Origin of the sequence: Streptomyces geranii (assembly GCF_002954775.1) — a bacterium.
GTDB lineage: Bacteria > Actinomycetota > Actinomycetes > Streptomycetales > Streptomycetaceae > Streptomyces > Streptomyces geranii.
This window is the reverse complement of sequence record NZ_PJME01000022.1, coordinates 126,303-151,568: the sequence shown is the minus strand read 5'-3', so window position 1 is coordinate 151,568 and position 25,266 is coordinate 126,303. Positions and strand designations below refer to the sequence as shown.

Below are 25,266 nucleotides of genomic sequence, written 5' to 3'. Positions count from 1 at the left end.
CTGTGAGGCGAGTCAGAAACCGTTGATGTAGGCGAAGGACATGCGAAAGGTCCGGCGTAGAGGGTAAGACCCCCGTAGTCGAAACATCAACGGCTCGTTTGAGAGACACCCAAGTAGCACGGGGCCCGAGAAATCCCGTGTGAATCTGGCGGGACCACCCGTTAAGCCTAAATATTCCCTGGTGACCGATAGCGGATAGTACCGTGAGGGAATGGTGAAAAGTACCGCGGGAGCGGAGTGAAATAGTACCTGAAACCGTGTGCCTACAAGCCGTGGGAGCGTCGCGCATTGAGTTTACTCGATGCGTCGTGACTGCGTGCCTTTTGAAGAATGAGCCTGCGAGTTTGCGGTGTGTTGCGAGGTTAACCCGTGTGGGGAAGCCGTAGCGAAAGCGAGTCCGAATAGGGCGGTATAGTAGCGCGCTCAAGACCCGAAGCGGAGTGATCTAGCCATGGGCAGGTTGAAGCGGAGGTAAGACTTCGTGGAGGACCGAACCCACCAGGGTTGAAAACCTGGGGGATGACCTGTGGTTAGGGGTGAAAGGCCAATCAAACTCCGTGATAGCTGGTTCTCCCCGAAATGCATTTAGGTGCAGCGTCGTGTGTTTCTTGCCGGAGGTAGAGCACTGGATAGGCGATGGGCCCTACCGGGTTACTGACCTTAGCCAAACTCCGAATGCCGGTAAGTGAGAGCGCGGCAGTGAGACTGTGGGGGATAAGCTCCATGGTCGAGAGGGAAACAGCCCAGAGCATCGACTAAGGCCCCTAAGCGTACGCTAAGTGGGAAAGGATGTGGAGTCGCACAGACAACCAGGAGGTTGGCTTAGAAGCAGCCACCCTTGAAAGAGTGCGTAATAGCTCACTGGTCTAGTGATTCCGCGCCGACAATGTAGCGGGGCTCAAGCGTACCGCCGAAGTCGTGTCATTGCAGCTATAGGGCCAACGCCCGCTGTGATGGGTAGGGGAGCGTCGTATGCCGGGTGAAGCGGCGGCGGAAGCCAGTCGTGGACGGTTTACGAGTGAGAATGCAGGCATGAGTAGCGATACACACGTGGGAAACGTGTGCGCCGATTGACTAAGGGTTCCTGGGTCAAGCTGATCTGCCCAGGGTAAGTCGGGACCTAAGGCGAGGCCGACAGGCGTAGTCGATGGATAACCGGTTGATATTCCGGTACCCGCTGTGAAGCGTCAAACATCGAGCCCATTAATGCTAAAGCCGTGAAGCCGTTCCGGACCCTTCGGGGAATGGAAAGTGGTGGAGCCGCTGACCCAAGGTGGTAGTAGGTGAGTGATGGGGTGACGCAGGAAGGTAGTCCATCCCGGGCGGTGGTTGTCCCGGGGTAAGGGTGTAGGACGTGGTCTAGGCAAATCCGGATCACACATAGTCTGAGACCTGATGCCGAGCCGATTGTGGTGAAGTGGATGATCCTATGCTGTCGAGAAAAGCCTCTAGCGAGTTTCATGGCGGCCCGTACCCTAAACCGACTCAGGTGGTCAGGTAGAGAATACCGAGGCGTTCGGGTGAACTATGGTTAAGGAACTCGGCAAAATGCCCCCGTAACTTCGGGAGAAGGGGGGCCATCACCGGTGAGAGCATTTACTGCTTGAGCTGGGGGTGGCCGCAGAGACCAGCGAGAAGCGACTGTTTACTAAAAACACAGGTCCGTGCGAAGCCGTAAGGCGATGTATACGGACTGACGCCTGCCCGGTGCTGGAACGTTAAGGGGACCGGTTAGTCACATTTCGGTGTGGCGAAGCTGAGAACTTAAGCGCCAGTAAACGGCGGTGGTAACTATAACCATCCTAAGGTAGCGAAATTCCTTGTCGGGTAAGTTCCGACCTGCACGAATGGCGTAACGACTTCTCGACTGTCTCAACCATAGGCCCGGTGAAATTGCACTACGAGTAAAGATGCTCGTTTCGCGCAGCAGGACGGAAAGACCCCGGGACCTTTACTATAGTTTGATATTGGTGTTCGGTTCGGCTTGTGTAGGATAGCTGGGAGACTGTGAAGCGGGCACGCCAGTGTCTGTGGAGTCGTCGTTGAAATACCAGTCTGGTCGTGCTGGATGTCTAACCTGGGTCCGTGATCCGGATCAGGGACAGTGTCTGATGGGTAGTTTAACTGGGGCGGTTGCCTCCTAAAGAGTAACGGAGGCGCCCAAAGGTTCCCTCAGCCTGGTTGGCAATCAGGTGTTGAGTGTAAGTGCACAAGGGAGCTTGACTGTGAGACCGACGGGTCGAGCAGGGACGAAAGTCGGGACTAGTGATCCGGCGGTGGCTTGTGGAAGCGCCGTCGCTCAACGGATAAAAGGTACCCCGGGGATAACAGGCTGATCTTCCCCAAGAGTCCATATCGACGGGATGGTTTGGCACCTCGATGTCGGCTCGTCGCATCCTGGGGCTGGAGTCGGTCCCAAGGGTTGGGCTGTTCGCCCATTAAAGCGGTACGCGAGCTGGGTTTAGAACGTCGTGAGACAGTTCGGTCCCTATCCGCTGCGCGCGCAGGAACATTGAGAAGGGCTGTCCCTAGTACGAGAGGACCGGGACGGACGAACCTCTGGTGTGCCAGTTGTTCTGCCAAGGGCATGGCTGGTTGGCTACGTTCGGGAGGGATAACCGCTGAAAGCATCTAAGCGGGAAGCCTGCTTCGAGATGAGTGTTCCCACCCCCTGGAGGGGTTAAGGCTCCCAGTAGACGACTGGGTTGATAGGCCAGATCTGGAAGCCCGGTAACGGGTGGAGGTGACTGGTACTAATAGGCCGAGGGCTTGTCCTCAGTTGCTCGCGTCCACTGTGTTAGTTCTGAGACAACGAACAGTTGTCGGCTAGAGCTTGAACCACACAAAAGAAAAGTGTGCTTGTTCGCTCGAAACCATTAGGGTTTCGGTGGCCATAGCGTGAGGGAAACGCCCGGTTACATTCCGAACCCGGAAGCTAAGCCTTACAGCGCCGATGGTACTGCAGGGGGGACCCTGTGGGAGAGTAGGACGCCGCCGAACAATCTTTGGAGGACCCCTGGTCCCAGCGTTCACGCTGGGACCAGGGGTCCTTTTTGTTTTAAAATAGCTTGCGGTACCGAAGACAGGAGTCACCCATCATGTCCACCAACTCTCCCGACGAGCGCCCGGAGCGCGACCAGCGCCGCCGGGACAGTGGTGACCGCGGCGACCGTGGTGGGTTCCGAAGCGGTCCGCGCCGCGACGGTGATCGCCGTGAAAACGACCGTGGTGGCTCCGACCGTGGCGGTCGGCCGACTGGTGGTTCAGGTGGTTACGGTCGCCGTGACGATCGGCCGGCGGCTCCCCGTCGCGACGACAACCGTGGTGAGCGCGGTGGCTTCGTGCGCCGTGACGACCGACGCGACGACCGTCGTGATGGCGACCGTGGGGCTCGCCCTGCCTTCCGGCGTGACGAACGTTCGGACCGGCCGGCGGCACCTCGTCGTGACGACCGGGGCGATCGGCCCGGTGGCGGTTTCCGTCGGGACGACAACCGTGGTGGTGGCGGTGACCGTGGCGGCTTCGTTCGACGCGATGACCGTCGGGACGGTGAGCGTCCGAGCTTCCGGCGTGATGACGACCGTGGTGGGTTCCGTGGTCGCAGCGACGACCGTGGTGAGCGTGGTGGCTTTGTTCGTCGCGATGACCGACGCGATGAGCGGCGTGACGACCGTGGTGGTCGCCCTGCCACCGGTGATCGCGGTGGATTCCGTCGCGACGACAACCGTGACAACCGTGATAGCCGCGACAGCCGTGGTGGGCGTCCTGCGGGCGGTGGGTTCCGTCGTGACGACGACCGTGGAGGCCGTCCCGCCGGTGCCGGCGGCGGGGGCGGTTTCCGTGGTCGGGACGACCGACGTGACGATCGTCGGGATGACCGTCGGGACGGTGAGCGTCCGAGCTTCCGGCGTGATGACGATCGCGGTGGGTTCCGTGGTCGGAGTGACGACCGTGGTGACCGTGGTGGCTTTGTTCGTCGGGACGACCGACGCGATGAGCGGCGTGACGACCGTGGTGGTCGCCCTGCCACCGGTGATCGCGGTGGATTCCGTCGCGACGACAACCGAGACAACCGTGATAGCCGCGACAGCCGTGGTGGGCGTCCCGCGGGCGGTGGGTTCCGTCGTGACGACGACCGTGGAGGCCGTCCCGCCGGTGCCGGCGCCGGCGGCGGGTTCCGCGGGCGTGACGACCGGGGTGACCGTGGTGGCTTCCGTCGTGAGGACGACCGGCGTGACGGCGACCGTGGCGGTTTCCGGCGCGACGACAGCCGTGGACGGGACGACAACCGTGGTGAGCGTGGCGGGTTCGTCCGTCGGGACGACGACCGCGGTGGGTTCCGTGGCCGCAGCGACGACCGCGGTGGCCGTCCCTCCGGTGGTGGCGGTGGCTTCCGCGGGCGTGACGACCGGGGCGGGCGGCCCGCCGGCGGCGGTTTCCGGGGTCGGGACGACCGTCGGGGCGATGACCGGCGTGACGACCGGCGCGGTGGCGGGTTCCGTGACGAGCGTGACCGGGACCGGGAGCCGATCAAGCGGCTGCCGATCCCCGAGGACGTCACGGGCGACGAGATCGACAAGGACGTACGCCAGGAGCTGATGAGCCTGCCCAAGGGGCTGGCCGAGGAGGTCTCCAAGAACCTGGTGATGGTCGCCCGGCTCATCGACGAGGAGCCCGAGAGCGCCTACGCGTACTCGCGGGTGGCGCTGCGGCTGGCCTCGCGTGTGGCCGCCGTGCGCGAGGCGGCCGGGTTCGCCGCGTACGCGACGCAGAAGTACAGCGAGGCGCTGGCCGAGTTCCGTGCGGCTCGGCGGATGACCGGGAACGTCGAGCTGTGGCCCGTCATGGCCGACTGCGAGCGTGGGCTCGGGCGGCCCGAGAAGGCGCTCGACATGGCCGGGGCGCCCGAGGTGAACAAGCTGGACAAGGCCGGGCAGGTCGAGATGCGGCTCGTCGCGGCCGGCGCCCGGCGTGACATGGACCAGCTCGACGCGGCCATCGTGACCCTGCAGAGCCCCGAGCTTGCCTCCAACTCCGTACAGCCGTGGACCGCGCGACTGCGGTACGCGTACGCCGACGCGCTGCTCGCCGCCGGGCGTGAGGACGAGGCGCGGGAGTGGTTCGCCAAGGCGATCGAGTCCGACAAGGACGGCAGCACGAACGCCTCGGACCGCCTCGCCGAGCTGGACGGGGTGGAGTTCGTCGACGCCTTCGACGAGAGCGAGAACGAGGACGACGAGAACGACGGCGAGGACGAAGAGGTCGGCCTGGACGTGGAAGCGTCTGTCGGTGACGAGCCTGTCCTCAAGTCCGAGTCCGTCGAAGTCCCTGCTGCCGAGACCGTCGAGTCCGCCGATGACAGTGACCACGGCGACGACGGCGATGACGGTGGTCCGTCGGGCGACCCCCGGTAAGCGGTGAAGGTGTGATGTGAAGGGCGGGATCCCGGTCAGGGGTCCCGCCCTTCCGCGTTGCGGCGTGGTTTGGCGTGTTTCAGTGCGTCAGGGTGCGCAGCACCAGGCCCGAGGCCGGTTTGGGGCCGAAGGACGTCGACTTGCGGGGCATGGTGATGCCCTGGCGGGCCAGGTCGCGTACGACCTCCTCGTGGACCGGGTGCATCAGGACCGCCGTACCGCCGTCCTGTTCCGCCTTCTCCACGGTTGCCGCCGTGTCGTGGATGTACGCGATGTGGGCCGGTGAGTCCTCGGGGATGTGCCAGATGTGGTCGAGGAGCGTGGCGTGCAGGACCGTCGCGTCCAGGGTGCGCCAGGCCTGGGGGCGGTCCGCGGGGATCGTGCGGGCCAGGAGAGCCTGGTCAGGGCGGTCCACGAGGTGGAAGGCGCCGTCGCCGGCCAGGAGGAAGGCGTTGCCCGCGGTGGCCGCCTCCGCGAGGGCGGTGAGCGCCTCCGCCAGGGGCACCGCCAGGTGACGTACGCGGAAGTGGCCCTCCAGGGCCGTCAGGGCGTCGGCGACCGGGAGGCCGTGCAGGAGGCGGTGGATCGCGCGGACGCGCAGGGGGTAGCGGGCGGTGTCCACCAGGAGGACCAGGCCGTGGTCCCAGGGGCTGGGGGAGGGGTGCTCCGCGCGTAGACACAGATACGTCGCCCAGCGGTGGTGGCCGTCGGCGATGAGGGCCTGGTGGTGGGTGAGGTCCGCCTGGATGCCGGCCAGCTCGGCGGGGTCGGTGATCGCCCAGAGGCGGTGGCCGAAGCCGTCCTCCGTGGTCGTCGAGAGGAGCGGGGGGCGGGCGGCCGTGCGTTCCACCACCGCGCTGGTGGTATACGGCGACACGCCTGCTGAATCGTTGCTGCGGTAGGTCAAGAGGAGGGGTTCGAGGTTCGCGGAGGTCGCGCGCATCAGGGCCGCGCGGTCCGCCACCACGTGCGGCATGACGTCCTCGTGGGGCAGGACGACACCCTCCGACGGGTCCGACAGGCGCAGGGCGCCGATGACCCCGCGCTGGAGGTGGCCGGTCGTGTCGCGCTGCTCGTAGACGTACAGGGCGGGCTCGGGGTCGGCGGTGAGGATGCCCTCGGAGAGCCAGTCGTCGAGGGTGTCCGCGGCCTGTTCGTTGCGGATCGACGGGGTCGCCGCCTGGGGGAGGATCAGCCGGACGATGTTGTGCGGGTCGGCCGATTCGAGGTGGATCAGGCCGTCCGGGCGCACGATGACGTCGTACGGCGGAGAGGTCACGGCTGCGAGGCTGCCGACCCGGTCGGGGTCGTAGCGCAGGCCCCGGAAGGGGGTCAGTTGAAGGCCCATGCGAGCCGGTACGTCCGCGGGACCTGCAGTGTTCATTGGTGCATCGTAGGGCTGTCAGTGGCATGGGGGATGATCGGGGGAAAGCCGGGCGAACGAGGAGCGATGCACAATGAGCCAGACCGTCAGGACGCGGCCCGAGGGCAGTGCGCGGGCGCTGAGCGAGGCGTACGACACGGCGCTGCTCGACCTGGACGGGGTGGTGTACGCGGGCGGTCACGCGATCGTGCACGCCGTCGAGTCGCTCGGGGTGGCACGGGACGGCGGGATGCGGCTCGCCTATGTCACCAACAACGCGCTGCGTACGCCCGACGCCGTGGCCGAGCACCTCACCGAGCTGGGCATAGCGACCGAGGGGTCGGATGTCATCACGTCGGCGCAGGCGGTGGCCCGGTTGATCGCCGACCAGGTGCCTGCGGGCGCGCGTGTGCTGGTGATCGGCGGCGAGGGGCTGCGGGTCGCGCTGCGCGAGCGCGGGCTGGAGCCCGTCGACTCGGCCGAGGACGAGCCGGTGGCCGTCGTGCAGGGGTACGGCGGGCCCGAGCTGCCCTGGGGGCGGTTCGCGGAGGCGTGCTTCGCCATCGCGCGCGGGGTGCCCTGGTTCGCGTCGAACACCGACCTGACGATCCCCAGCGCGCGCGGGATCGCGCCCGGCAATGGGGCGGCGGTGGAGGTCGTACGCATCGCCACCGGCGCCGAGCCCCAGGTGGCTGGCAAGCCGCTGCCCCCGATGCACCGGGAGACGGTCCTGCGGACCGGGGCCGAGCGTCCCCTGGTCGTCGGGGACCGGCTGGACACGGACATCGAGGGCGCGTTCAACGGGGACGTCGACTCGCTGCTGGTCCTCACCGGCGTCACGGACGGCGCCCAGCTGCTGGCCGCACCGCCGCAGCACCGGCCCACCTATGTCGACGCCGACCTGAGGGGGCTGCTCACCGGGCAGCCCGAGGTCACGCCCGCGGGCGAGGGTTTCCGGTGCGGAGGTTGGACGGCTACCGCGGGGGAGGATCGGCTGGAGCTGACGGGAGAGGGGGAGCCCCTCGACGGGCTGCGCGCCCTGTGCGCGGCTGCCTGGACGGCGGCGGGCGACGGCGCGTGCGGGCTGGACGGGGGCAAGGCGCTGGCGCGGCTGGGGCTGTGAGGGGCGGCGGCACCACAGGGCCGGGGTCAGCTGGAGTCGCGAGCCCGAAGTCCGCTCCTGAGGGCCGGAGTTGAGGAACTCGCGCCGCCACGCCAACCCCCGGGCTCCACGCTCCGAAAGCCCCTCCCCAGCCCCTCCCCATGGACGGCCTCCGAGAGGAATGAGAGGGTAGGCTAACCTAACCTCGTGTTTGTCGACAGTCCTCCTGAGCAGCGCGCGGAGACCGCCCCCGCGCCCCCGAAGCGTCAGGCGATACGGGCCGTTGGACTCCTCGTCTCCCTGGGGATCCTGGTTCTTGTCGCCCTTGCCAGTATTGCGATCGGGGCGAAAGAGCTGTCCCTGGAGCAGGTCTGGCACGGGCTGTTCCAGGACTCGGGGACCTATGGGGACGTCGTCGTCGGGGAGCGGGTCTCGCGGACGCTCCTCGGGCTGCTCGCCGGTTCCGCGCTCGGGCTGTCCGGGGCCGTGCTGCAGGCGCTGACCCGCAATCCGCTGGCCGATCCCGGGCTGCTCGGCATCAATGCCGGTGCCTCGGCCGCTGTCGTCACCGCCATCACCTTCTTCGGCGTCACCTCGCTGAGCGGCTATGTGTGGTTCGCCTTTCTCGGGGCCGCCGCCGTCGGTGCGCTGGTCTGGTTCCTCGGCGGGAGCCGGGGGGCCACGCCCGTGCGGCTCGCGCTCGCCGGTACCGCCGTGAGCGCCGCGCTCTACGGCTATCTCCAGGCCGTGATGATCACGGACGACGCCGCGCTCAGCCGGATGCGCTTCTGGACGGTCGGCTCGCTCGCCTCGGCCACCGACGACACGATCACGCAGGTCCTGCCGTTCATCGTGGTCGGCTCGGTCGTCGCGCTGCTGCTCGCCCGGCCGCTCAACGCCGTGTCGATGGGCGACGACACCGCCCGTGCCCTCGGCGCCGATCTCAACCGCACCCGCGCGTTGTCCATGGCCGCCGCGACCGTGCTGTGCGGGGCCGCCACCGCCGCCTGCGGGCCGATCGTCTTCGTCGGGCTGATGGTCCCGCACGTCGTACGGTCCTTCACCGGGCCCGACCTGCGCTGGATCCTGCCGTACGCGACCGTCCTGTCGCCCGTGCTGCTGCTCGGCGCCGATGTCCTCGGGCGGATCGTCGCCCGGCCCGCCGAACTCCAGGTCGGCATCGTCACCGCGGTCCTCGGCGGCCCGGTCTTCATCTTTCTCGTACGACGGCGGAGGACGGCCCAGCTGTGAAGAGCAACCTTCCTGTCCGGTCCGCCCTCGGCGCCGGCCGTGCCAGCCGCGTCGTACGGGCTCCGGGCGGACTCTCCCTGCGCCTGGACGTGCGAGCGCTGGTCGTCGTCGTGGCGCTGCTGCTGGCCGCGCTCGCCGCGACCGTGGCGCTGATCGGCACCGGTGACTTCCCGATCCCGGCCGGAGACGTCCTCAGGACGCTGCTCGGCGACGGGAACGCAGGACAGGAGTACATCGTCAACGAGCTGCGGCTGCCGCGCGTCCTGGTCGGGCTGCTGGTCGGGGCCGCGCTCGGGCTCGGCGGCGCGCTCTTCCAGTCCATCTCCCGCAATCCGCTGGGCAGTCCGGACGTACTGGGCCTCAGCCAGGGCTCGACCGCCGGCGCGCTGGTCATGATCGTGCTGTTCTCCGGGAGCGCCGACGCGGTCACCCTCGGGTCGCTCGCCGGGGGGCTCGGCACCGGGCTCGCCATCTATCTGCTCGCCTGGAAGCGCGGCGTGCACGGGTACCGGCTGGTGCTCGTCGGCATCGGGGTCTCCGCGGTGCTGTCCGCGGTCAACGGTTATCTGATCACCAAGGCCGATCTGATCGACGCGGCACGCGCGGTCGTATGGATGACCGGCTCCCTCAACGGGCGCGGCTGGGACCAGGTCTGGCCGCTGCTGTGGCTGTGCCTCGCCCTCGTACCCCTGGTGCTCGCCAACGCGCGCGGGCTGCGCATGACGGAGATGGGCGACGACGTGTCGTACGCCCTCGGGGTGCGCGTCGAGCGCGTACGGCTGGTGCTGATGCTGGCCGCCGTGCTGCTCACCGCCGCCGCCACGGCCGCCGCCGGACCCGTGGGCTTCGTCGCGCTGACCGCGCCGCAGCTCGCCCGGCGGCTGACCCGCTCGCCGGGGCCGAACCTGGTGCCGTCCATGTGCATGGGCGCCACCCTGCTGATCGTGGCCGACTGGGCCTCGCAGCGGCTCTTCGGCGCCGACCAGCTGCCCGTGGGCGTGGTGACCGGCGTGCTCGGCGGGGTGTATCTGCTGTGGCTGCTGGTCACCGAGCGGAAGGCGGGCCGGATATGAGCGGGCACCGGATATGAGCGGGCAGAGGGAGCCGGGAAAGTCCGACTCCGCGAACGAGAACGTCAAGAAGGGCACCAACACCGTGAACCGCCTGTCCGTCGAGAGCGTGACCCTCGCCTACGACCAGCGTGTGATCGCCGAGCAGCTGTCGGTCGAGATACCCGACAACTCCTTCACGGTCATCGTCGGCCCGAACGCCTGCGGCAAGTCCACCCTGCTGCGCGCCCTGTCGCGGATGCTCAAGCCCAGCGAGGGCCGGGTCCTGCTCGACGGGCAGGTCATCCAGTCGATGCCCGCGAAGAAGGTCGCGCGGACCCTCGGGCTGCTCCCGCAGTCGTCGATCGCGCCCGACGGGATCACCGTCGCCGACCTGGTGGGCCGGGGCCGCTACCCGCACCAGGGCATCCTGCGCCAGTGGTCCCACGACGACGAGCGGGTCGTCCGGGAGTCCATGGAGTCGACCGGCGTCGCCGAACTCGCCGACCGCTACGTCGACGAACTCTCCGGCGGTCAGCGGCAGCGCGTGTGGATCGCCATGGCCCTCGCCCAGCAGACCCCGCTGCTGCTCCTCGACGAGCCCACGACCTATCTCGACATCCAGCACCAGATCGACGTCCTCGACCTCTGCGCCGAGCTGCACGAGGAGCAGGGCCGGACCCTGGTCGCCGTCCTGCACGACCTCAACCACGCCGCCCGGTACGCCACGCATCTCATCGCACTGCGCGAGGGCGCGGTCATCGCCGAAGGCGCGCCGGGCGACATCGTGACCGCCGGGCTGGTCGAAGAGGTGTTCGGGCTGCGCTGCCAGGTCATCGACGATCCGGAGACGGGCACTCCGTTGGTGGTGCCGGCTGCGCGCAAGGCCCGTACCAAACTGGTCAGAGAAGCTTCCTGAGGCGGAACAGGTCCCGCAGGCCCGCCTCCAGCTTCACCCGGCCCGAGCCCCAGGCCTTCGCGAAGTTCAGCTCGCCGGCGACCATCGCCACCAGGTCGTCGCCGGACATCGTGAGCCGGATCTCGGCCTTCTCCCTGGGCGGGCCCTGGAGGGTGTCCTGGACCTCGATACGGCCGCCCTGGAGGCGTCCCACGAAGGTGACGTCCAAGTCGGTGATACGGCAGCTCAGCGAGCGGTCCAGGGCCGCCGCCTCGCGTACGTCCCCGCTCGCGCCCGCCATGTTGTCCGAGAGCTTGTCGAGTGCGCTGCGGCACTCCTCGATCGTGGCCATCGTGGACGACGGTACCTCAGCCGTTCGCGGTAGCGTCGGGGCATGAACGACTCAGTGCCCCCGGCCGAGGGCCCGGCGGAGCCGTCGGTTCCGGAAACGGCCCTGGAGACGGTCGTCGAACCCGGGTACGACGACCCCGCCGCCCCGGCCCCGCTGAACGTCCCCCGCGTCCCCACGGGCGACGCCGAGGTCGACGCCCGGCTCGACCGGCTCGGCGACGCCGACCACCTCGCCACGGACGGCCATGTCCAGGTGTACGAGGATGTACACCGGGGGCTGCGCGACACGCTCACCGCGCTCGACGCCCGCCCGGGACCTCCGGCGCCCCCGACGACGTACGGCAATAGGAGCTGAACCGAACGTGGCAGGAGTGGCACGCCGCCGTCTTGACGCCGAGCTGGTGCGGCGGAAGCTCGCCCGCTCGCGCGAGCACGCGAGCCAGCTGATCGCCGCCGGGCGGGTCAGCGTCGGCAGGACCGTCGCGACGAAGCCCGCCACCCAGGTGGAGACGGCCGCCGCGATCGTCGTCACGGCCGACGACGGCGATCCCGAGTACGTCTCCAGGGGCGGCCACAAGCTCGCGGGCGCCCTGGAGGTCTTCGTACCGCAGGGGCTGAAGGTCGGCGGCAGGCGGGCGCTGGACGCCGGCGCGTCCACCGGTGGCTTCACGGACGTACTGCTGCGCGCGGGCGTCGCACACGTCGTCGCGGTCGACGTGGGGTACGGGCAACTCGCGTGGTCTCTTCAAAGTGATGAACGCGTCACCGTCAAGGACCGTACGAACGTACGCGAGTTGACGCTCGAAGCGATCGATGGGGAACCAGTGGATCTTGTCGTGGGGGATCTGTCCTTCATCCCGCTCGGCCTCGTGCTGCCCGCCCTTGCGCGGTGTGCGGCGCCCGATGCCGACCTGGTGATGATGGTCAAGCCACAGTTCGAGGTGGGGAAGGAACGGCTGGGGAGTGGAGGAGTCGTACGGAGTCCCGAGCTGCGTGCCGAGGCGGTACGCGGAGTCGCCGCCCGGGCAGGGCAGTTGGGGCTCGGGGTGCAGGGCGTGACCGCGAGCCCACTGCCCGGGCCGTCGGGGAATGTCGAGTACTTTCTGTGGCTGCGGGCCGGCGCACCTGAACTCAACCCGGCCGATGTTGACCGTGCAGTGGCGGAGGGGCCTCGTTGACTCAGACCCGAGATCGTACTGTTTTCCTGCTCGCCCACACCGGGCGGCCGGCCGCCATCAGAAGCGCCGAACTCGTCGTCCAGGGGCTGGTGCGCTCCGGGCTCGGGGTGCGGGTGCTCGCGGCCGAGGCGGCCAACCTGCCGCTGCCTCCTGAGGTGGAGCTGATCGAGGAGGCCACCGCGCAGTGCCTCGACGGCTGCGAGCTGCTGATCGTGCTGGGCGGTGACGGCACGCTGCTGCGTGGCGCCGAGTTCGCCCGGGCGTCCGGGGTGCCGATGCTCGGCGTCAACCTCGGCAGCGTCGGCTTCCTCGCGGAGGCCGAGCGCGACGACCTCGACAAGGTGGTCGACCGGGTGGTGACGAAGGCGTACGAGGTCGAGGAACGGATGACCGTCGACGTCGTCGTGCACCAGAACGGGAACATCGTGCACACGGACTGGGCGCTGAACGAGGCGGCCGTGCAGAAGGTGTCCGCGGAGAAGTTGCTCGAAGTCGTGCTGGAGATCGATGGGCGGCCGGTTACCGGGTTCGGGTGTGACGGCATTTGTCTGTCGACGCCTACCGGGTCCACCGCGTATGCCTTCTCCGCGGGTGGGCCTGTGGTGTGGCCCGAGGTGGAGGCGCTGTTGATGGTGCCGATCAGTGCGCACGCGTTGTTCGCGAAGCCGTTGGTGACCTCGCCTGATTCCGTGCTTGCCGTGGAGGTTCTGCCGCACATTCCTCCGGGTGTGCTGTGGTGTGACGGGCGGCGGACCGTGGAGTTGCCCCCCGGGGCGCGGGTCGAGGTTCGGCGGGGGGCTGTGCCGGTTCGGTTGGCTCGGCTGCATCATGCTTCGTTCACTGATCGGCTTGTGGCCAAGTTTGCGTTGCCGGTGTCCGGGTGGCGAGGGGCGCCTCACTAGCGCCTGCTGTGGGGGGTGGCTCGGTCTCGTTGGCGGGTGCGGGTGTGCTGTGGCTGATCGCGCAGTTCCCCGCGCCCCTGGGTCGGGCCACTCCCCTGGGTGACATGTGACCGTCGATTGTCATTCGTTACCTGCGGGTTCCCTCATTCGAGGTGGGGGGCGTCGCACTGGGGGTGGCTGACCTCGTATGGTCGTGTTCGTGTTGGAGGAGATGCGGATACGGTCGCTCGGCGTCATCGACGATGCGGTCGTCGAGTTGTCGCCAGGCTTTACCGCCGTCACCGGTGAGACCGGTGCGGGTAAGACCATGGTCGTGACCAGCCTCGGGCTGCTGCTCGGTGGGCGGGCCGATGCTGCCCTGGTGCGGATCGGGGCCAAGAACGCGGTCGTCGAGGGGCGGATCACCGTGCCTCCGGGCGGGGCCGCCGTCGTACGGGCCGAGGAGGCCGGTGCCGAGCTGGACGACGGGGCGCTGCTCATCAGCCGTACCGTTTCGGCTGAGGGGCGCTCCCGGGCGCATCTCGGCGGGCGTTCCGTGCCCGTGGGGGTGCTGGCCGAGCTGGCCGACGAACTGGTGGCCGTGCACGGGCAGACCGATCAGCAGGGGCTGCTCAAGCTGTCCCGGCAGCGGGCGGCGCTCGACCGGTACGCGGGGGACGCGGTCGCCGCGCCGCTCACCAAGTACGGGGAGGCGTACCGCAGGCTGCGGGCCGTCGTCGCCGAGCTGGGCGAGATCACCACCCGCGCGCGGGAGCGGGCCCAGGAAGCCGACATGCTTCGCTACGGGCTCGACGAGATCGCCGCCGTCGAGCCACGGGTCGGTGAGGACGTCGAGCTGGCCGAGGAGGCCGAGCGGCTCGGGCACGCGGAGGCGCTGGCCTCGGCCGCGACCGTCGCCCACGCCGCGCTGGCCGGCAACCCCGAGGACCCCGAGGGCATCGACGCCGCCACGCTCGTCGCGGGCGCCCACCGGGCCCTGGAGGCCGTACGGTCGCACGACTCGGCCCTGGCCGTGCTCGCCGACCGGATCGGCGAGGTCGGCATCCTGCTCGGGGACGTCGCCGGGGACCTCGCGGGGTACGCCGACGACCTGGACGCCGATCCGCTGCGGCTGGCGGCCGTCGAGGAACGGCGGGCCGCCCTCACCACCCTGACCCGGAAGTACGGCTCCGATGTCGCCGGAGTCCTCGCGTGGGCCGAGACGGGCTCCGAGCGGCTGCTCGAACTCGACGGCGACGACGAGCGGATCGGCGAGCTGACCGCCGAGCGGGACGCGCTGCGCGGTGAACTGGGCGGGATGGCGCAGGCGTTGACGGACGCGCGGACGGAGGCCGCCGAGCGGTTCGCCGCCGCCGTGACCGCGGAGCTGGCCTCGCTGGCCATGCCCCACGCGCGCGTGTCCTTCGAGATCCGGCAGACCGAGGACCCCGAGGGGGTCGAAGTGGGCGGGCGCACGGTCGCCTACGGGCCCTCCGGCGCCGACGAGGTCGAACTGCTGCTCGCCCCGCACCCCGGGGCGCCCGCGCGGCCCATCGCCAAGGGCGCGTCCGGGGGTGAGCTGTCCCGCGTGATGCTGGCAGTGGAGGTCGTCTTCGCGGGGACCGATCCGGTGCCCACCTATCTGTTCGACGAGGTCGACGCCGGTGTCGGCGGCAAGGCGGCCGTCGAGATCGGGCGGCGGCTGGCCAAGCTGGCGAAGAGCGCTCAGGTCGTCGTCGTGACGCACCTCCCGCAGGTCGCCGCCTTCGCCGACCGGCAGTTGCTCGTGGAGAAGACCAACGACGGGTCGGTCACCCGGTCCGGCGTGAAGGTCCTGGAGGGCGAGGATCGGGTGCGGGAGCTGTCGCGGATGCTGGCCGGGCAGGAGGACTCGGAGACGGCGCGGGCGCACGCGGAGGAACTGCTGGCGGCGGCCCGGGCGGACGGCTGACGGCGACTGAGGACCGCTGCCGTTCGAACGGTTGACGTTTAGTGGGTTCTCTCTCACTCGTGTGGGTGACACCCCGTACCCCTCCGTGGTTCGGAACACCCGTACGTACTGGCATCCTTGAAGGAGCACGGAAAACCCCCCGTACAGGGAGGAAGCCGCGCGGTACACCCCTTCCGCCCGATCCTTCTGTACGTTTCTCCGTGTCCTAGCTTCAGCCCTTTCTTCGTGACCGCCCGATGCCGAACCAGGAGCCCCCGGCCACGTGAGCCCCGCGACCAGCCACTCACCGCACGGTCAGTCGCCGCTGCGCACCGTCCAGGTGCTCGGCGGCGGCAACGCCGGCAGCAGCGCGCACGTGCGTTCGCTGGCCGCGGGGCTCGTCGCCAGGGGCGTGCGCGTCAGCGTGTGCGCCCCCTCGGACGCCGACAGCGCCTACGACTTCACGGGCGCCGGTGCCGAACACGTGCCCATCCCGCGCAGCAGCGACCCCGCCTCGGTGGCGGCGCTGCGCCTGGCCTGTTCGAACGCCGACCTCGTGCACGCGCACGGGCTGCACGCCTCCTTCCGGGCCGCCCTCGCGCTCAGCGGGCGCCGCACCCCGCTCGTCGTCACCTGGCACAACGGCGCCTACGCGGAGGGCCCCCGCGCCCATCTCCTGCGGGTCCTGGAGCGCCGGGTCGTGAAGGCCGCCGCCGTGGTCCTCGGGACCTCCTCCGACCTCGTCGACCGGGCCAGACGGCGCGGCGCGAGGGACGCCCGGCTGTCCGCGGTGGCGCTGCCCGCCCCGCGCGGGAGCATGGGGTGGGACGAGTCCGAGCGGTCCAAGACCCGGGCCGAACTCGGCGCCACCGACCGCCCGTTGCTCATGGCCGTCGGCTCCCTCGACAAACACCGGGGGTACGACGTCCTGCTGGACGCCGTCCACGCGTGGTGCGGGCTCGATCCGGCGCCGCTCCTCGTGATCGCCGGAGAGGGGCCGCTGCGGGCGGAGTTGCAGGGCCGCATCGAGAGCGAGGGGCTGCCGGTCCGGCTCATCGGGAGCCGCGACGACGTGAGCGAACTGCTTGTCGCCGCCGATCTCGCACTCCTGCCCAGCCGTTGGGAATCCCGCTCCGTCCTCGCCCAGGAAGCCCTCCACGCGCGCGTGCCGCTGATCGCGACCTCTGTGGGAGGCGTGCCCGAACTGGTCGGGGACGCGGCCGAACTCGTCCCGTACGGCGACGCGGCGGCCCTCGGCCGGGCTGTCGTACGGCTCCTCGGGGACCCGGAGCGCCAGGAACAGCTCCGCGAGCGGGGCGTGCGGCAGATCGCCACCTGGCCGACCGAGGACGAGACCGTCGCCCAAGTGCTGAGCGTCTACGACGAGTTCACCCAGCCCCGGCTGCTGTCCTGACGGGACGTCCGGCTCAGGTCACGTGCCTGCGGGCCCGTAGCGCCAGGCTCAACGCCAGTACCGTCTGCGGGTCGTCGAGGTCCGTGCCCAGCAACTCCCCGATCCGCGCGAGGCGGTTGTAGAGGGTCTGGCGGTTGAGGTGGAGTTCGCGGGCCGTCTCCGCCTTGCGGCCCGCGTGCGCAAGATAGGTCTCCAGGGTGGGCAGCAGAGGCGGCCTGGCGCGCTCGTCGTGGGTGCGCAGCGGGCCGATCGCGCGGTCCACGAAGGCCGCCAGGTCCGGCTGGTCGCGCAGCCGCCACAGCAGCAGGTCGATGTCCAGGCGCCGGGCGTCGTACCAAGGGCGGTCCGGCAGCCCCTGGGCCGCAGTCGCCGTCTCCGCCGCGTGCCGCAGCCCCGCCGAGGCCGCCGCCCAGCCGCCCGCCACCCCGACCACGACGACCGGCGGCGGCGAGCCCGCGCGCTGCATCCCGGCCCGCTCCACACCGGCCCGCAGCGCCGCCGCGACCCGGTCGGCGACCGCCGGGCGCTCCGCCTCCGTACGCAGGCCCACGAGCAGCGGTACGCGCCCCTCGACCGGCCGTACGCCCAGCAGCACCGGTACACCCACCGACGCCAGCTCCTCCGCGACCGCGCGGGCCAGCACCGCCCAGCCGCCGCCCGGGGCCAGCGTGTCGCCGAGCCGCATCACCAGGGGCAGCAGGGGTCCGGTGCCGGGCTTGAAGCCGAGGACGCGGGCCTGCGCGGGCGCCGCCTCCGCGTCGACACGGCCCTCGGCGAGGTCGGTGAGGAAGTCGCCGCGCCCGCGCGCCGCCAGCTCCTCCTCCTGGCGGGCCTGCATCAGCACGACGGCCAGGATGCCCGCGGCCCGCTCGGCGGCCATGCGGTGCACGGGGGCGAGCGGTTCCAGGACGGGCAGCAGGACCAGCCGGGCGCGCACCGAACCCGTCCCGGGACCGCCCCCGGGGACGTCGACGACGACGGAACCGGCGGACGGCGGCGCGTCCTTCTGCTGGGCGCGCAGCCCCTCCCACACCTGGAGCGGATCGGCGCCCTCGGGACCGGCCCCGGCGGCGTACAGGAGCCGGCCGTCCGGTGTCTCCAGGAACACCGGGTTGCCGCCGAAGTCGGCCAGGATGCCCAGCACCTGCGGAATGCCGCCGCCGCCCAGCAGGGCCTCCGTACAGCGCCGGTGGACCTCCTCGGCCCGCTGGAGCAGCGCGTAGTGGCCGTTGACGATCTCGGTGTGGATCTCCTCGGTGACGGCGACGAACGCCACCTCGCGGTGCAGCTGCACCAGCGGCAGCCCGGTCGAGCGGGCCGTCTCCACCAGGGCCGGCGGCAGTCGGTTGAAGCGGGGGCCCAGCTCCACCACGAGCGCCGCGATGCCCCGCTCGGCGAGGGTCCGGACGAACGCCCGCTGCTCGGCGGGCCGGGTGCCGAGCCCGTACCCGGTCGTCAGGAGCAGCTCGCCGCCCTTGAGCAGCGAGGCGATGTGCGGGACCTCGCCCGCGTGCACCCAGCGCACGGTCCGCCCCAGCCGGTCGGCGCCCGCCATGACCTCCGGCAGCCCGCTGCGCAGCCCGGGCAGCTCCAGGGCCCGCCGCACGGTGATCCCGGCGCCCTGGGTGTCCACCTGGCTCTCCGCACGGCTGTCCATGCAGCGGACGCTACCTGCACCTACGTACGGATGACGACCTGCCCGTCGGCGCCACCGGCGGCCTCCCTACGACTTCGCCGCGACTTCCCTACGGCTTCCCTACGCAGGAACGATGTTGTGGTTGAAGCGGAACACGTTGTCCGGGTCGTACTCGCGTTTCACCGACGCCAGCCGCCGCGTGTTCTCGGCGCCGAGGCCCGCGATCACGCGCTCCGCGCCCTCGTCGCCGATGAAGTTGAGGTACACCGCGCCGCTGCTCCACGGCTGGACGGCGTCCCGGACGTCGCGGACCCACTGGACGCAGCGCTCGTCGTCCGCCGGGTCCTCCCAGATGCCGAAGGGGTGCACCGCCCAGGGGGAGTCCCGGTAGGGGACCGGATAGTCGGCCGGGCCGTCCGCGATGGCGCCGCCCAGCGGGAACAGGGCGTTCATGGTCCCGGTGGGCACGGGAAGGGCGTCCCCGAGGGCACACAGGACGTCCACGAGGTCGTCGGGGGCGCCCGTGAGGTACTCCGCCGACCAGTAGTTCCGCATCCCCGGCGGGTCGTCGAGCATGCACTGCAGGTCGGCGTACGGCATCGCGGTGACGACCGCCGACTCGTGCGGCAGGGCCAGCAGCGGCTCGGCGAGCTTGCGCATGTCCGCCTCGGCGCCCGCGTACGTCAGCAGCGCGCCGCACAGCAGGTGTCCGACCAGATGCGGCGGGACGAACTCCTCGGGCGGGCCGGTGATGTGGAGGATCGCGCCGCTCGCCTCGTCCGGGCCGGACTCGATCACTTCGCGGTAGGTGCGGGTGACCTCGCGGGCGAACTCCGGGAGGTAGAGCACCAGCGCCATGGAGAACGCGGGCAGCTCGTGCAGCCTGAGGGTGAGCGAGGTGGCGACGCCGAAGTTTCCGCCGCCGCCGTGCAGGGCCCAGAACAGCTCCGGGTTCTGCTCCGCGCTGGCGTGCACCGCGGTGCCGTCGGCGGTGACCAGGTCGACGCCGATGAGATTGTCGACGGCGAGACCGTGGGCCCGGTCGAGCCAGCCGCTGCCGCCGCCGAGTACGAAGCCCGCGACACCGGTCGTGGAGACCCGGCCGCCGGTGGTCGCCAGCGCGTACGGCCCGGTCGCCCGGTCCAGGTGCGTCATCAAAGCGCCGCCCTGGACCCGTACGGAGTGCGCCGCACGATAGACGGTCACCTCGTTCATCCGGCGCAGGTCGATCACCAGACCGCCGTCGTTCACGGCCATGCCCGCGACGCTGTGGCCGCCACCGCGGATGGCTATGGGAAGGTCCAGATCGCGGGCGAAGCGGATGGAACGGGCTACGTCGGCTTCGTCAGCGACCTGTGCGATTGCCGCCGGACGGCGGTCGATCATGGCGTTGAAGACGCTGCGGGCTTCGTCGTACCCGGGATCCCCGGGCGCGAGCACGTCGCCGGTGAGATCTTCGCGGAGCGCGGAGAGGGCTGCGCCCGCCTTTGAGGGGGAAGCCATGGCGGCCCCCTTCCGATAAGGGGCATTTGGGTGGTTCCAGCGTAGGCGCTTCGGTGGGAGGGCGCCGTTTCGGAACTCCGGTACGGCAGCAGGGCCCGGACCGCGTGTCGCGGTCCGGGCCCTGCTGCCGTGCGGTGCGTCAGCTCTGTGCGGCGCTGTCGCCCGTCTGCGCGGCCTCCTCGGCCGCGCGGGTCTTCTCACGCAGCTTGCGCACCAGCTCCGCCTTCTGGTCGGCCGCGCCCTGGCGGTCGAGGTTGCGGTGCGGACCGTTGTTCTGCCGTTCGGCGCGCGACTGCTTCTTGCGCTTGCCACCGCCCTGGCCCACGGGGTTGTTGATGTTCTTGCTCACGGTCACGCGTTCTCCCGGCAAAGATGTGAAGTGCTGATGCGGTCAGCCGCCGTACGCCCCCGAAGCAGTCAGCCTAAGGGCCGTGTCGATGAGCGGGACATGGCTGAAGGCCTGCGGGAAGTTGCCCACCTGGCGCTTGAGGCGGGGGTCCCACTCCTCGGCCAGGAGGCCCAGGTCGTTGCGGAGGTCGAGGAGCTTCTCGAAGAGCTTGCGGGCCTCGTCCACGCGGCCGATCATCGCGAGGTCGTCCGCCATCCAGAAAGAGCAGGCGAGGAACGCGCCCTCGTCGCCCGGCAGACCGTCGAGGTTCTCGTCGCCGCCCGAGGTCGTCGGGTAGCGCAGGATGAAGCCGTCCTCGGTGGACAGTTCGCGCTGGATGGCCTCGATGGTGCCGATCACGCGCTTGTCGTCGGGCGGCAGGAAGCCCATCTGCGGGATCAGCAGCAGGCTCGCGTCCAGTTCCTTCGAGCCGTACGACTGCGTGAAGGTGTTGCGCTCCTTGTCGTAACCCTTCTCACACACGTCCCGGTGGATGTCGTCGCGCAGTTCGCGCCACTGCTCCAGCGGGCCGTCCGCGTCGCCGGACTCGATGAGCTTGATCGTGCGGTCCACCGCGACCCACGCCATGACCTTGGAGTGCACGAAGTGGCGGCGCGGACCGCGCACCTCCCAGATGCCCTCGTCGGGCTCGTCCCAGTGCTGCTCCAGATAGCGGATCAGCTTCAACTGGAGCAGGGAGGCGTAGTCGTTGCGGGCCAGACCCGTCATGTGCGCCAGGTGCAGGGCCTCGGTGACCTCGCCGTACACATCCAGCTGGAGCTGGTGCGCGGCGCCGTTGCCGACCCGGACCGGGCCCGAGTTCTCGTAGCCGGGCAGCCAGTCCAGCTCGGCCTCGCCCAACTCCCGTTCGCCCGCGATGCCGTACATGATCTGCAGGTTCTCCGGGTCGCCGGCGACCGCGCGCAGCAGCCACTCGCGCCAGGCGCGGGCCTCGTCGCGGTAGCCGGTGCGCAGGAGGGAGGAGAGGGTGATCGCCGCGTCACGCAGCCAGGTGTAGCGGTAGTCCCAGTTGCGTACGCCGCCGATGTCTTCCGGCAGGGAGGTGGTGGGCGCGGCGACGATGCCGCCGGTCGGGCCGTACGTCAGCGCCTTGAGGGTGATCAGTGAGCGGACGACGGCCTCCCGGTAGGGGCCGTGGTACGTGCACTGCTCGACCCACTCGCGCCAGAACTCCTCGGTGGCGTCGAGGGACTGCTCCGGCTCAGGCAGCGCGGGCGGCTGCTTGTGCGAGGGCTCCCAGGAGATGGTGAACGCGATGCGGTCACCCGGGGCCACCGTGAAGTCGGCGTACGTCGTCAGGGACTTGCCGTACGTCTCGGCGGTGGTGTCGAACCACACCGAGTCGGGGCCCGCCACGGCGACCGTCCGGCCCTCGTGCTTGTGCACCCAGGGCACGACCCTGCCGTACGAGAACCGCATGCGCAGGGCCGAGCGCATCGGCACCCGGCCGCTGACGCCCTCCACGATGCGGATCAGCTGCGGTGCGCCGTCGCGGGGCGGCATGAAATCCGTCACGCGGACCGTGCCGCGCGGGGTGTCCCACTCCGATTCGAGGATCAGCGAGTCGCCCCGGTAGCGGCGGCGTGCCGCGGTGGGGGGTGCTGCGTCCGTCGCGTGTGCGGGACCGAGGCGCCAGAATCCGTGTTCCTCGGTCCCGAGCAGTCCCGCGAAGACGGCATGGGAGTCGAAGCGGGGCAGGCACAGCCAGTCGACTGTGCCGTCCCGGCAGACCAGGGCAGCGGTCTGCATGTCTCCGATGAGTGCGTAGTCTTCGATGCGCCCGGCCACGTGCAACTCCAGTCGAACGGCCACGTCGCCCCCAGAGAAACGAAAAAAGGGGGTCTCGCTCTTGCGGTCAAGGGTTCGTTGTCAAGCGTCGTTGAGCGGTGAAGCAAACACCAAATCTCTGCTCAACAGACTGACGAGCTCTCGTTGTTCCGGGGTTACGGGCGGGGGTGGTGCCGTGTTGCCGGCCGGGCTCGGCAGCGAGTGTCCGAGGAGCATACGACGCACTCAGATGATCCGCGTGCCGCTCCGGACAACCCGGGTCCGCTGAACGAGTGAGTCTCGGGTGAGCGGGCACTGTTTCGGGTGAGCGCCTGACGGGGTGATGGTGACTCGTGTACGGGATCGGTGTCCGCGTGTGCGCGGAGCGTGGCCGGAAGCCTTCGTCCCGGGTCGCTGATACCCTGGTAGCCCGTGGACCGGTGGGCACGAAACCCCCGAACCGCAGCGACGGCTCCTCCAGTGAAAACCCGGAAATCTCCGGGCCGGGTGGCCGTACCGCACCCCAGACCGCGACCACGGGAGCCCCGCCTTGGCCATGACACCTGCTATGTCTCGAAATAGCACAGCCCGAAACGGCAACGCCACGACGACCAAGCACATCTTCGTCACCGGGGGTGTCGCCTCCTCGCTCGGCAAGGGGCTGACGGCCTCCAGCCTCGGCATGCTCCTCAAGGCGCGCGGCCTGCGGGTCGTCATGCAGAAGCTCGACCCTTACCTCAATGTCGACCCCGGCACGATGAACCCCTTCCAGCACGGTGAGGTGTTCGTCACGCACGACGGCGCCGAGACCGACCTGGACATCGGCCACTACGAGCGTTTCCTGGACCGCGACCTCGACGGCTCGGCCAACGTCACCACCGGCCAGATCTACTCGACGGTGATCGCGAAGGAGCGGCGCGGCGAATATCTGGGCGACACCGTCCAGGTCATCCCGCACATCACCAACGAGATCAAGCACCGCATCCGCCGCATGGCCACCGACGAGGTCGACGTCGTCATCACCGAGGTCGGCGGCACGGTCGGCGACATCGAGTCGCTGCCCTTCCTGGAGACCGTGCGTCAGGTCCGCCACGAGGTCGGCCGCGACAACGTCTTCGTCGTCCACATCTCGCTGCTGCCGTACATCGGCCCCTCCGGCGAGCTGAAGACCAAGCCGACCCAGCACAGCGTGGCGGCCCTGCGGAACATCGGTATCCAGCCGGACGCGATCGTGCTGCGCTGCGACCGCGAGGTCCCGACCGCGATCAAGCGCAAGATCTCCCTGATGTGCGACGTCGACGAGGCGGCCGTGGTGGCCTGCCCGGACGCCCGCTCGATCTACGACATCCCCAAGACCGTGCACCGCGAGGGCCTGGACGCCTATGTCGTCCGCAAGCTGGACCTGCCCTTCCGGGACGTGGACTGGACGACCTGGGACGACCTCCTGGACCGCGTCCACAACCCCGCCCACGAGATCAACCTCGCCCTGGTCGGCAAGTACATCGACCTGCCCGACGCCTACCTCTCGGTCACCGAGGCGCTGCGCGCGGGCGGTTTCGCCAACCACGCGCGCGTGAAGATCAAGTGGGTCACCTCGGACGACTGCAAGACCCCCGCGGGCGCCAAGAAGCAGCTGGCTGACGTGGACGCGATCTGCATCCCGGGCGGCTTCGGCGACCGCGGCGTGTCCGGCAAGGTCGGCGCGATCCAGTACGCCCGCGAACACAAGATCCCGCTGCTCGGCCTCTGCCTGGGCCTGCAGTGCATCGTCATCGAGGCGGCCCGCAACCTGGCCGGCATCGAGGACGCCAACTCCACCGAGTTCGACGCCGCCACCGGCCACCCGGTCATCTCGACCATGGCCGAGCAGCTCGACATCGTCGCGGGCGACGGCGACATGGGCGGCACGATGCGCCTGGGCATGTACCCGGCCAAGCTCGCCGAGGGCTCCATCGTGCGCGAGGTGTACGACGGCAAGGAGTACGTCGAGGAGCGCCACCGCCACCGCTACGAGGTGAACAACTCCTACCGCGCCGAACTGGAGAAGAAGGCCGGCATCCAGTTCTCCGGCACCTCCCCGGACGGCAAGCTCGTGGAGTACGTCGAGTACCCGCGCGAGGTGCACCCCTACCTGGTGGCCACGCAGGCCCACCCGGAGCTGCGCTCGCGCCCCACGCGCCCCCACCCGCTCTTCGCGGGCCTCGTCAAGGCCGCTGTGGAGCGCAAGACGGGCAAGTAATCCAGGAGCGGTACGGTGACCGGGGTGCGCGCCTTTTGGGGCGCGTGCCCCGGTTTCTTTTGCCGGGATTCTTCTGACGGTTTTCTTCGTACGTGCGGGACGCGGGAGGGCGAGTCGACATGACCACCATCAACGACACTCCGGAGGAGTGGGAGATCCGGGCGACCCAGACCCCCTTCGTGGGCAACAAGACCTCCGTGCGCACCGACGAGGTGGTCATGCCCGACGGCTCGGTGGTGGGCCGCGACTACCAGGTCCACCCCGGCTCCGTGGGCGTCCTCGCCCTCGACGACGAGGGCCGGGTCCTGCTGATCCGCCAGTACCGCCACCCCGTGCGGCAGCGGATGTGGGAGATCCCGGCGGGCCTGCTCGACGTACCTGGCGAGAATCCGCTGCACGCGGCCCAGCGCGAGCTGTACGAGGAGGCGCACGTCAAGGCCGAGGACTGGCGGGTGCTGACCGACGTCTACCCCACCGCGGGCGGCTGTGACGAGGCCGTACGGATCTTCCTGGCCCGGAACCTCTCCGAGGCCGAGGGACAGCGCTTCGAGGTCGAGGACGAGGAGGCCGACATGGAGCACGCGCGCGTGCCCGTCGCCGAACTCGTCCGGGGTGTCCTCGCCGGGGAGCTGCACAACAACTGCCTCGTCGTGGGCGTCCTTTCGCTGGTGGCGGCCGAGCAGGGCGACGGGCTCGACGCGCTGCGCCCGGCCGAGGCGCCCTGGCCCGCCAGGCCCTTCGAGGTCTGAGGCACCGGAGTGGGCCGACTGCCCGTTCCAGTGTGACCATCGCCTGATCCGATCGGGCGACCTGCCCGCCGCGCTCCGCGCAGATCGTTGCAGAGCGTGAACTAGGCTCTGGAAACGCCCGAACCGGAGTCC

The 25,266-nt window shown here is 69.7% G+C and carries 18 protein-coding genes, 2 rRNA genes and 1 pseudogene; 15 read left to right on the top strand and 6 right to left on the bottom strand.

Annotation, left to right across the window (positions count from 1 at the left end):
- The 4 genes and pseudogenes from CW359_RS27030 to CW359_RS45950 all read left to right on the top strand — a co-directional run.
- Positions 1 to 2,777 (top strand): 23S ribosomal RNA (locus CW359_RS27030); the annotation flags it as partial.
- A 106-nt stretch (positions 2,778 to 2,883) separates the two neighbouring features.
- Positions 2,884 to 3,000, top strand: a 5S ribosomal RNA gene (gene rrf, locus CW359_RS27025).
- 98 nt (positions 3,001 to 3,098) lie between these two features.
- Positions 3,099 to 4,517 (top strand): annotated as a pseudogene (locus tag CW359_RS45955) (hypothetical protein); the annotation flags it as partial.
- A gap of 81 nt (positions 4,518 to 4,598) precedes the next feature.
- Positions 4,599 to 5,414, top strand: a complete 816-nt coding sequence (locus CW359_RS45950) for a tetratricopeptide repeat protein (RefSeq protein WP_105972744.1) — start codon at positions 4,599 to 4,601, stop codon at positions 5,412 to 5,414.
- Between the two features lie 79 nt (positions 5,415 to 5,493).
- Here the strand turns inward: CW359_RS45950 and CW359_RS27010 are convergent, their stop codons facing one another.
- Positions 5,494 to 6,798: a DUF1015 domain-containing protein gene (locus tag CW359_RS27010; RefSeq protein WP_105972743.1), complete on the bottom strand. Its 1,305-nt coding sequence runs from the start codon at positions 6,796 to 6,798 to the stop codon at positions 5,494 to 5,496.
- Positions 6,799 to 6,871: 73 nt separating this feature from the next.
- On the opposite strand from CW359_RS27010, the gene CW359_RS27005 reads away from it, so the two are divergent.
- From CW359_RS27005 to CW359_RS26990, 4 genes are all read left to right on the top strand, one after another.
- On the top strand, positions 6,872 to 7,900 hold the full coding sequence (locus CW359_RS27005) for an HAD hydrolase-like protein (RefSeq protein WP_105972742.1): 1,029 nt from the start codon (positions 6,872 to 6,874) through the stop codon (positions 7,898 to 7,900).
- Between the two features lie 186 nt (positions 7,901 to 8,086).
- Positions 8,087 to 9,130, top strand: coding sequence for a FecCD family ABC transporter permease (locus tag CW359_RS27000; RefSeq protein ID WP_105972741.1), 1,044 nt, complete (start codon positions 8,087 to 8,089; stop codon positions 9,128 to 9,130).
- Entirely contained in the window at positions 9,127 to 10,203 is a 1,077-nt protein-coding gene (locus CW359_RS26995; RefSeq protein ID WP_105972740.1) for a FecCD family ABC transporter permease, read from the top strand. The genes CW359_RS27000 and CW359_RS26995 overlap by 4 nt, the downstream gene beginning before the upstream one ends.
- A 13-nt stretch (positions 10,204 to 10,216) precedes the next feature.
- Complete coding sequence (locus CW359_RS26990; RefSeq protein ID WP_232838608.1) at positions 10,217 to 11,098, top strand: ABC transporter ATP-binding protein; 882 nt, start codon at positions 10,217 to 10,219, stop codon at positions 11,096 to 11,098.
- Here CW359_RS26990 and CW359_RS26985 read toward each other — a convergent pair.
- Complete coding sequence (locus tag CW359_RS26985; protein ID WP_105972739.1) at positions 11,082 to 11,429, bottom strand: SCP2 sterol-binding domain-containing protein; 348 nt, start codon at positions 11,427 to 11,429, stop codon at positions 11,082 to 11,084. The two genes, CW359_RS26990 and CW359_RS26985, sit on opposite strands and share 17 nt — an antisense overlap.
- 42 nt (positions 11,430 to 11,471) lie before the next feature.
- Here CW359_RS26985 and CW359_RS26980 point away from each other — a divergent pair, with 42 nt between their 5' ends.
- From CW359_RS26980 to CW359_RS26960, 5 genes are all read left to right on the top strand, one after another.
- Entirely contained in the window at positions 11,472 to 11,783 is a 312-nt protein-coding gene (locus CW359_RS26980; protein WP_105972738.1) for a hypothetical protein, read from the top strand.
- 7 nt (positions 11,784 to 11,790) lie between these two features.
- On the top strand, positions 11,791 to 12,606 hold the full coding sequence (locus CW359_RS26975) for a TlyA family RNA methyltransferase (protein WP_105972737.1): 816 nt from the start codon (positions 11,791 to 11,793) through the stop codon (positions 12,604 to 12,606).
- A complete protein-coding gene (locus tag CW359_RS26970) occupies positions 12,603 to 13,508 on the top strand; it encodes an NAD kinase (protein WP_105972736.1) in 906 nt (301 codons plus the stop codon). Before CW359_RS26975 ends, CW359_RS26970 begins: the two co-directional genes overlap by 4 nt.
- Positions 13,509 to 13,695: 187 nt before the next feature.
- Positions 13,696 to 15,438: a DNA repair protein RecN gene (recN, locus tag CW359_RS26965; protein WP_105972735.1), complete on the top strand. Its 1,743-nt coding sequence runs from the start codon at positions 13,696 to 13,698 to the stop codon at positions 15,436 to 15,438.
- A 262-nt stretch (positions 15,439 to 15,700) separates the two neighbouring features.
- On the top strand, positions 15,701 to 16,831 hold the full coding sequence (locus tag CW359_RS26960; protein ID WP_105972734.1) for a glycosyltransferase family 4 protein: 1,131 nt from the start codon (positions 15,701 to 15,703) through the stop codon (positions 16,829 to 16,831).
- A 13-nt stretch (positions 16,832 to 16,844) separates the two neighbouring features.
- Here the strand turns inward: CW359_RS26960 and CW359_RS26955 are convergent, their stop codons facing one another.
- The 4 genes from CW359_RS26955 to CW359_RS26940 all read right to left on the bottom strand — a co-directional run bounded on the left by CW359_RS26955 (position 16,845) and on the right by CW359_RS26940 (position 22,167).
- The gene (locus CW359_RS26955) at positions 16,845 to 18,488 is read right to left on the bottom strand and encodes a PucR family transcriptional regulator (RefSeq protein WP_105972733.1); all 1,644 of its coding nucleotides are present in this window, start codon (positions 18,486 to 18,488) and stop codon (positions 16,845 to 16,847) included.
- A 99-nt stretch (positions 18,489 to 18,587) separates the two neighbouring features.
- Positions 18,588 to 19,970 (bottom strand): FAD-binding oxidoreductase, encoded by a 1,383-nt coding sequence (locus CW359_RS26950; protein WP_105972732.1) that lies wholly within the window; start codon positions 19,968 to 19,970, stop codon positions 18,588 to 18,590.
- A 139-nt stretch (positions 19,971 to 20,109) separates the two neighbouring features.
- Positions 20,110 to 20,325, bottom strand: coding sequence for a DUF6243 family protein (locus CW359_RS26945; RefSeq protein WP_105972731.1), 216 nt, complete (start codon positions 20,323 to 20,325; stop codon positions 20,110 to 20,112).
- 36 nt (positions 20,326 to 20,361) lie between these two features.
- A complete protein-coding gene (locus tag CW359_RS26940; protein WP_198655402.1) occupies positions 20,362 to 22,167 on the bottom strand; it encodes a glycoside hydrolase family 15 protein in 1,806 nt (601 codons plus the stop codon).
- 535 nt (positions 22,168 to 22,702) lie between these two features.
- Between CW359_RS26940 and CW359_RS26935 the strand changes: the two genes are divergently transcribed.
- A complete protein-coding gene (locus tag CW359_RS26935) occupies positions 22,703 to 24,385 on the top strand; it encodes a CTP synthase (protein WP_105972729.1) in 1,683 nt (560 codons plus the stop codon).
- A gap of 119 nt (positions 24,386 to 24,504) precedes the next feature.
- Complete coding sequence (locus CW359_RS26930) at positions 24,505 to 25,134, top strand: NUDIX domain-containing protein (RefSeq protein WP_105972728.1); 630 nt, start codon at positions 24,505 to 24,507, stop codon at positions 25,132 to 25,134.
- Positions 25,135 to 25,266: the final 132 nt, after the last annotated feature.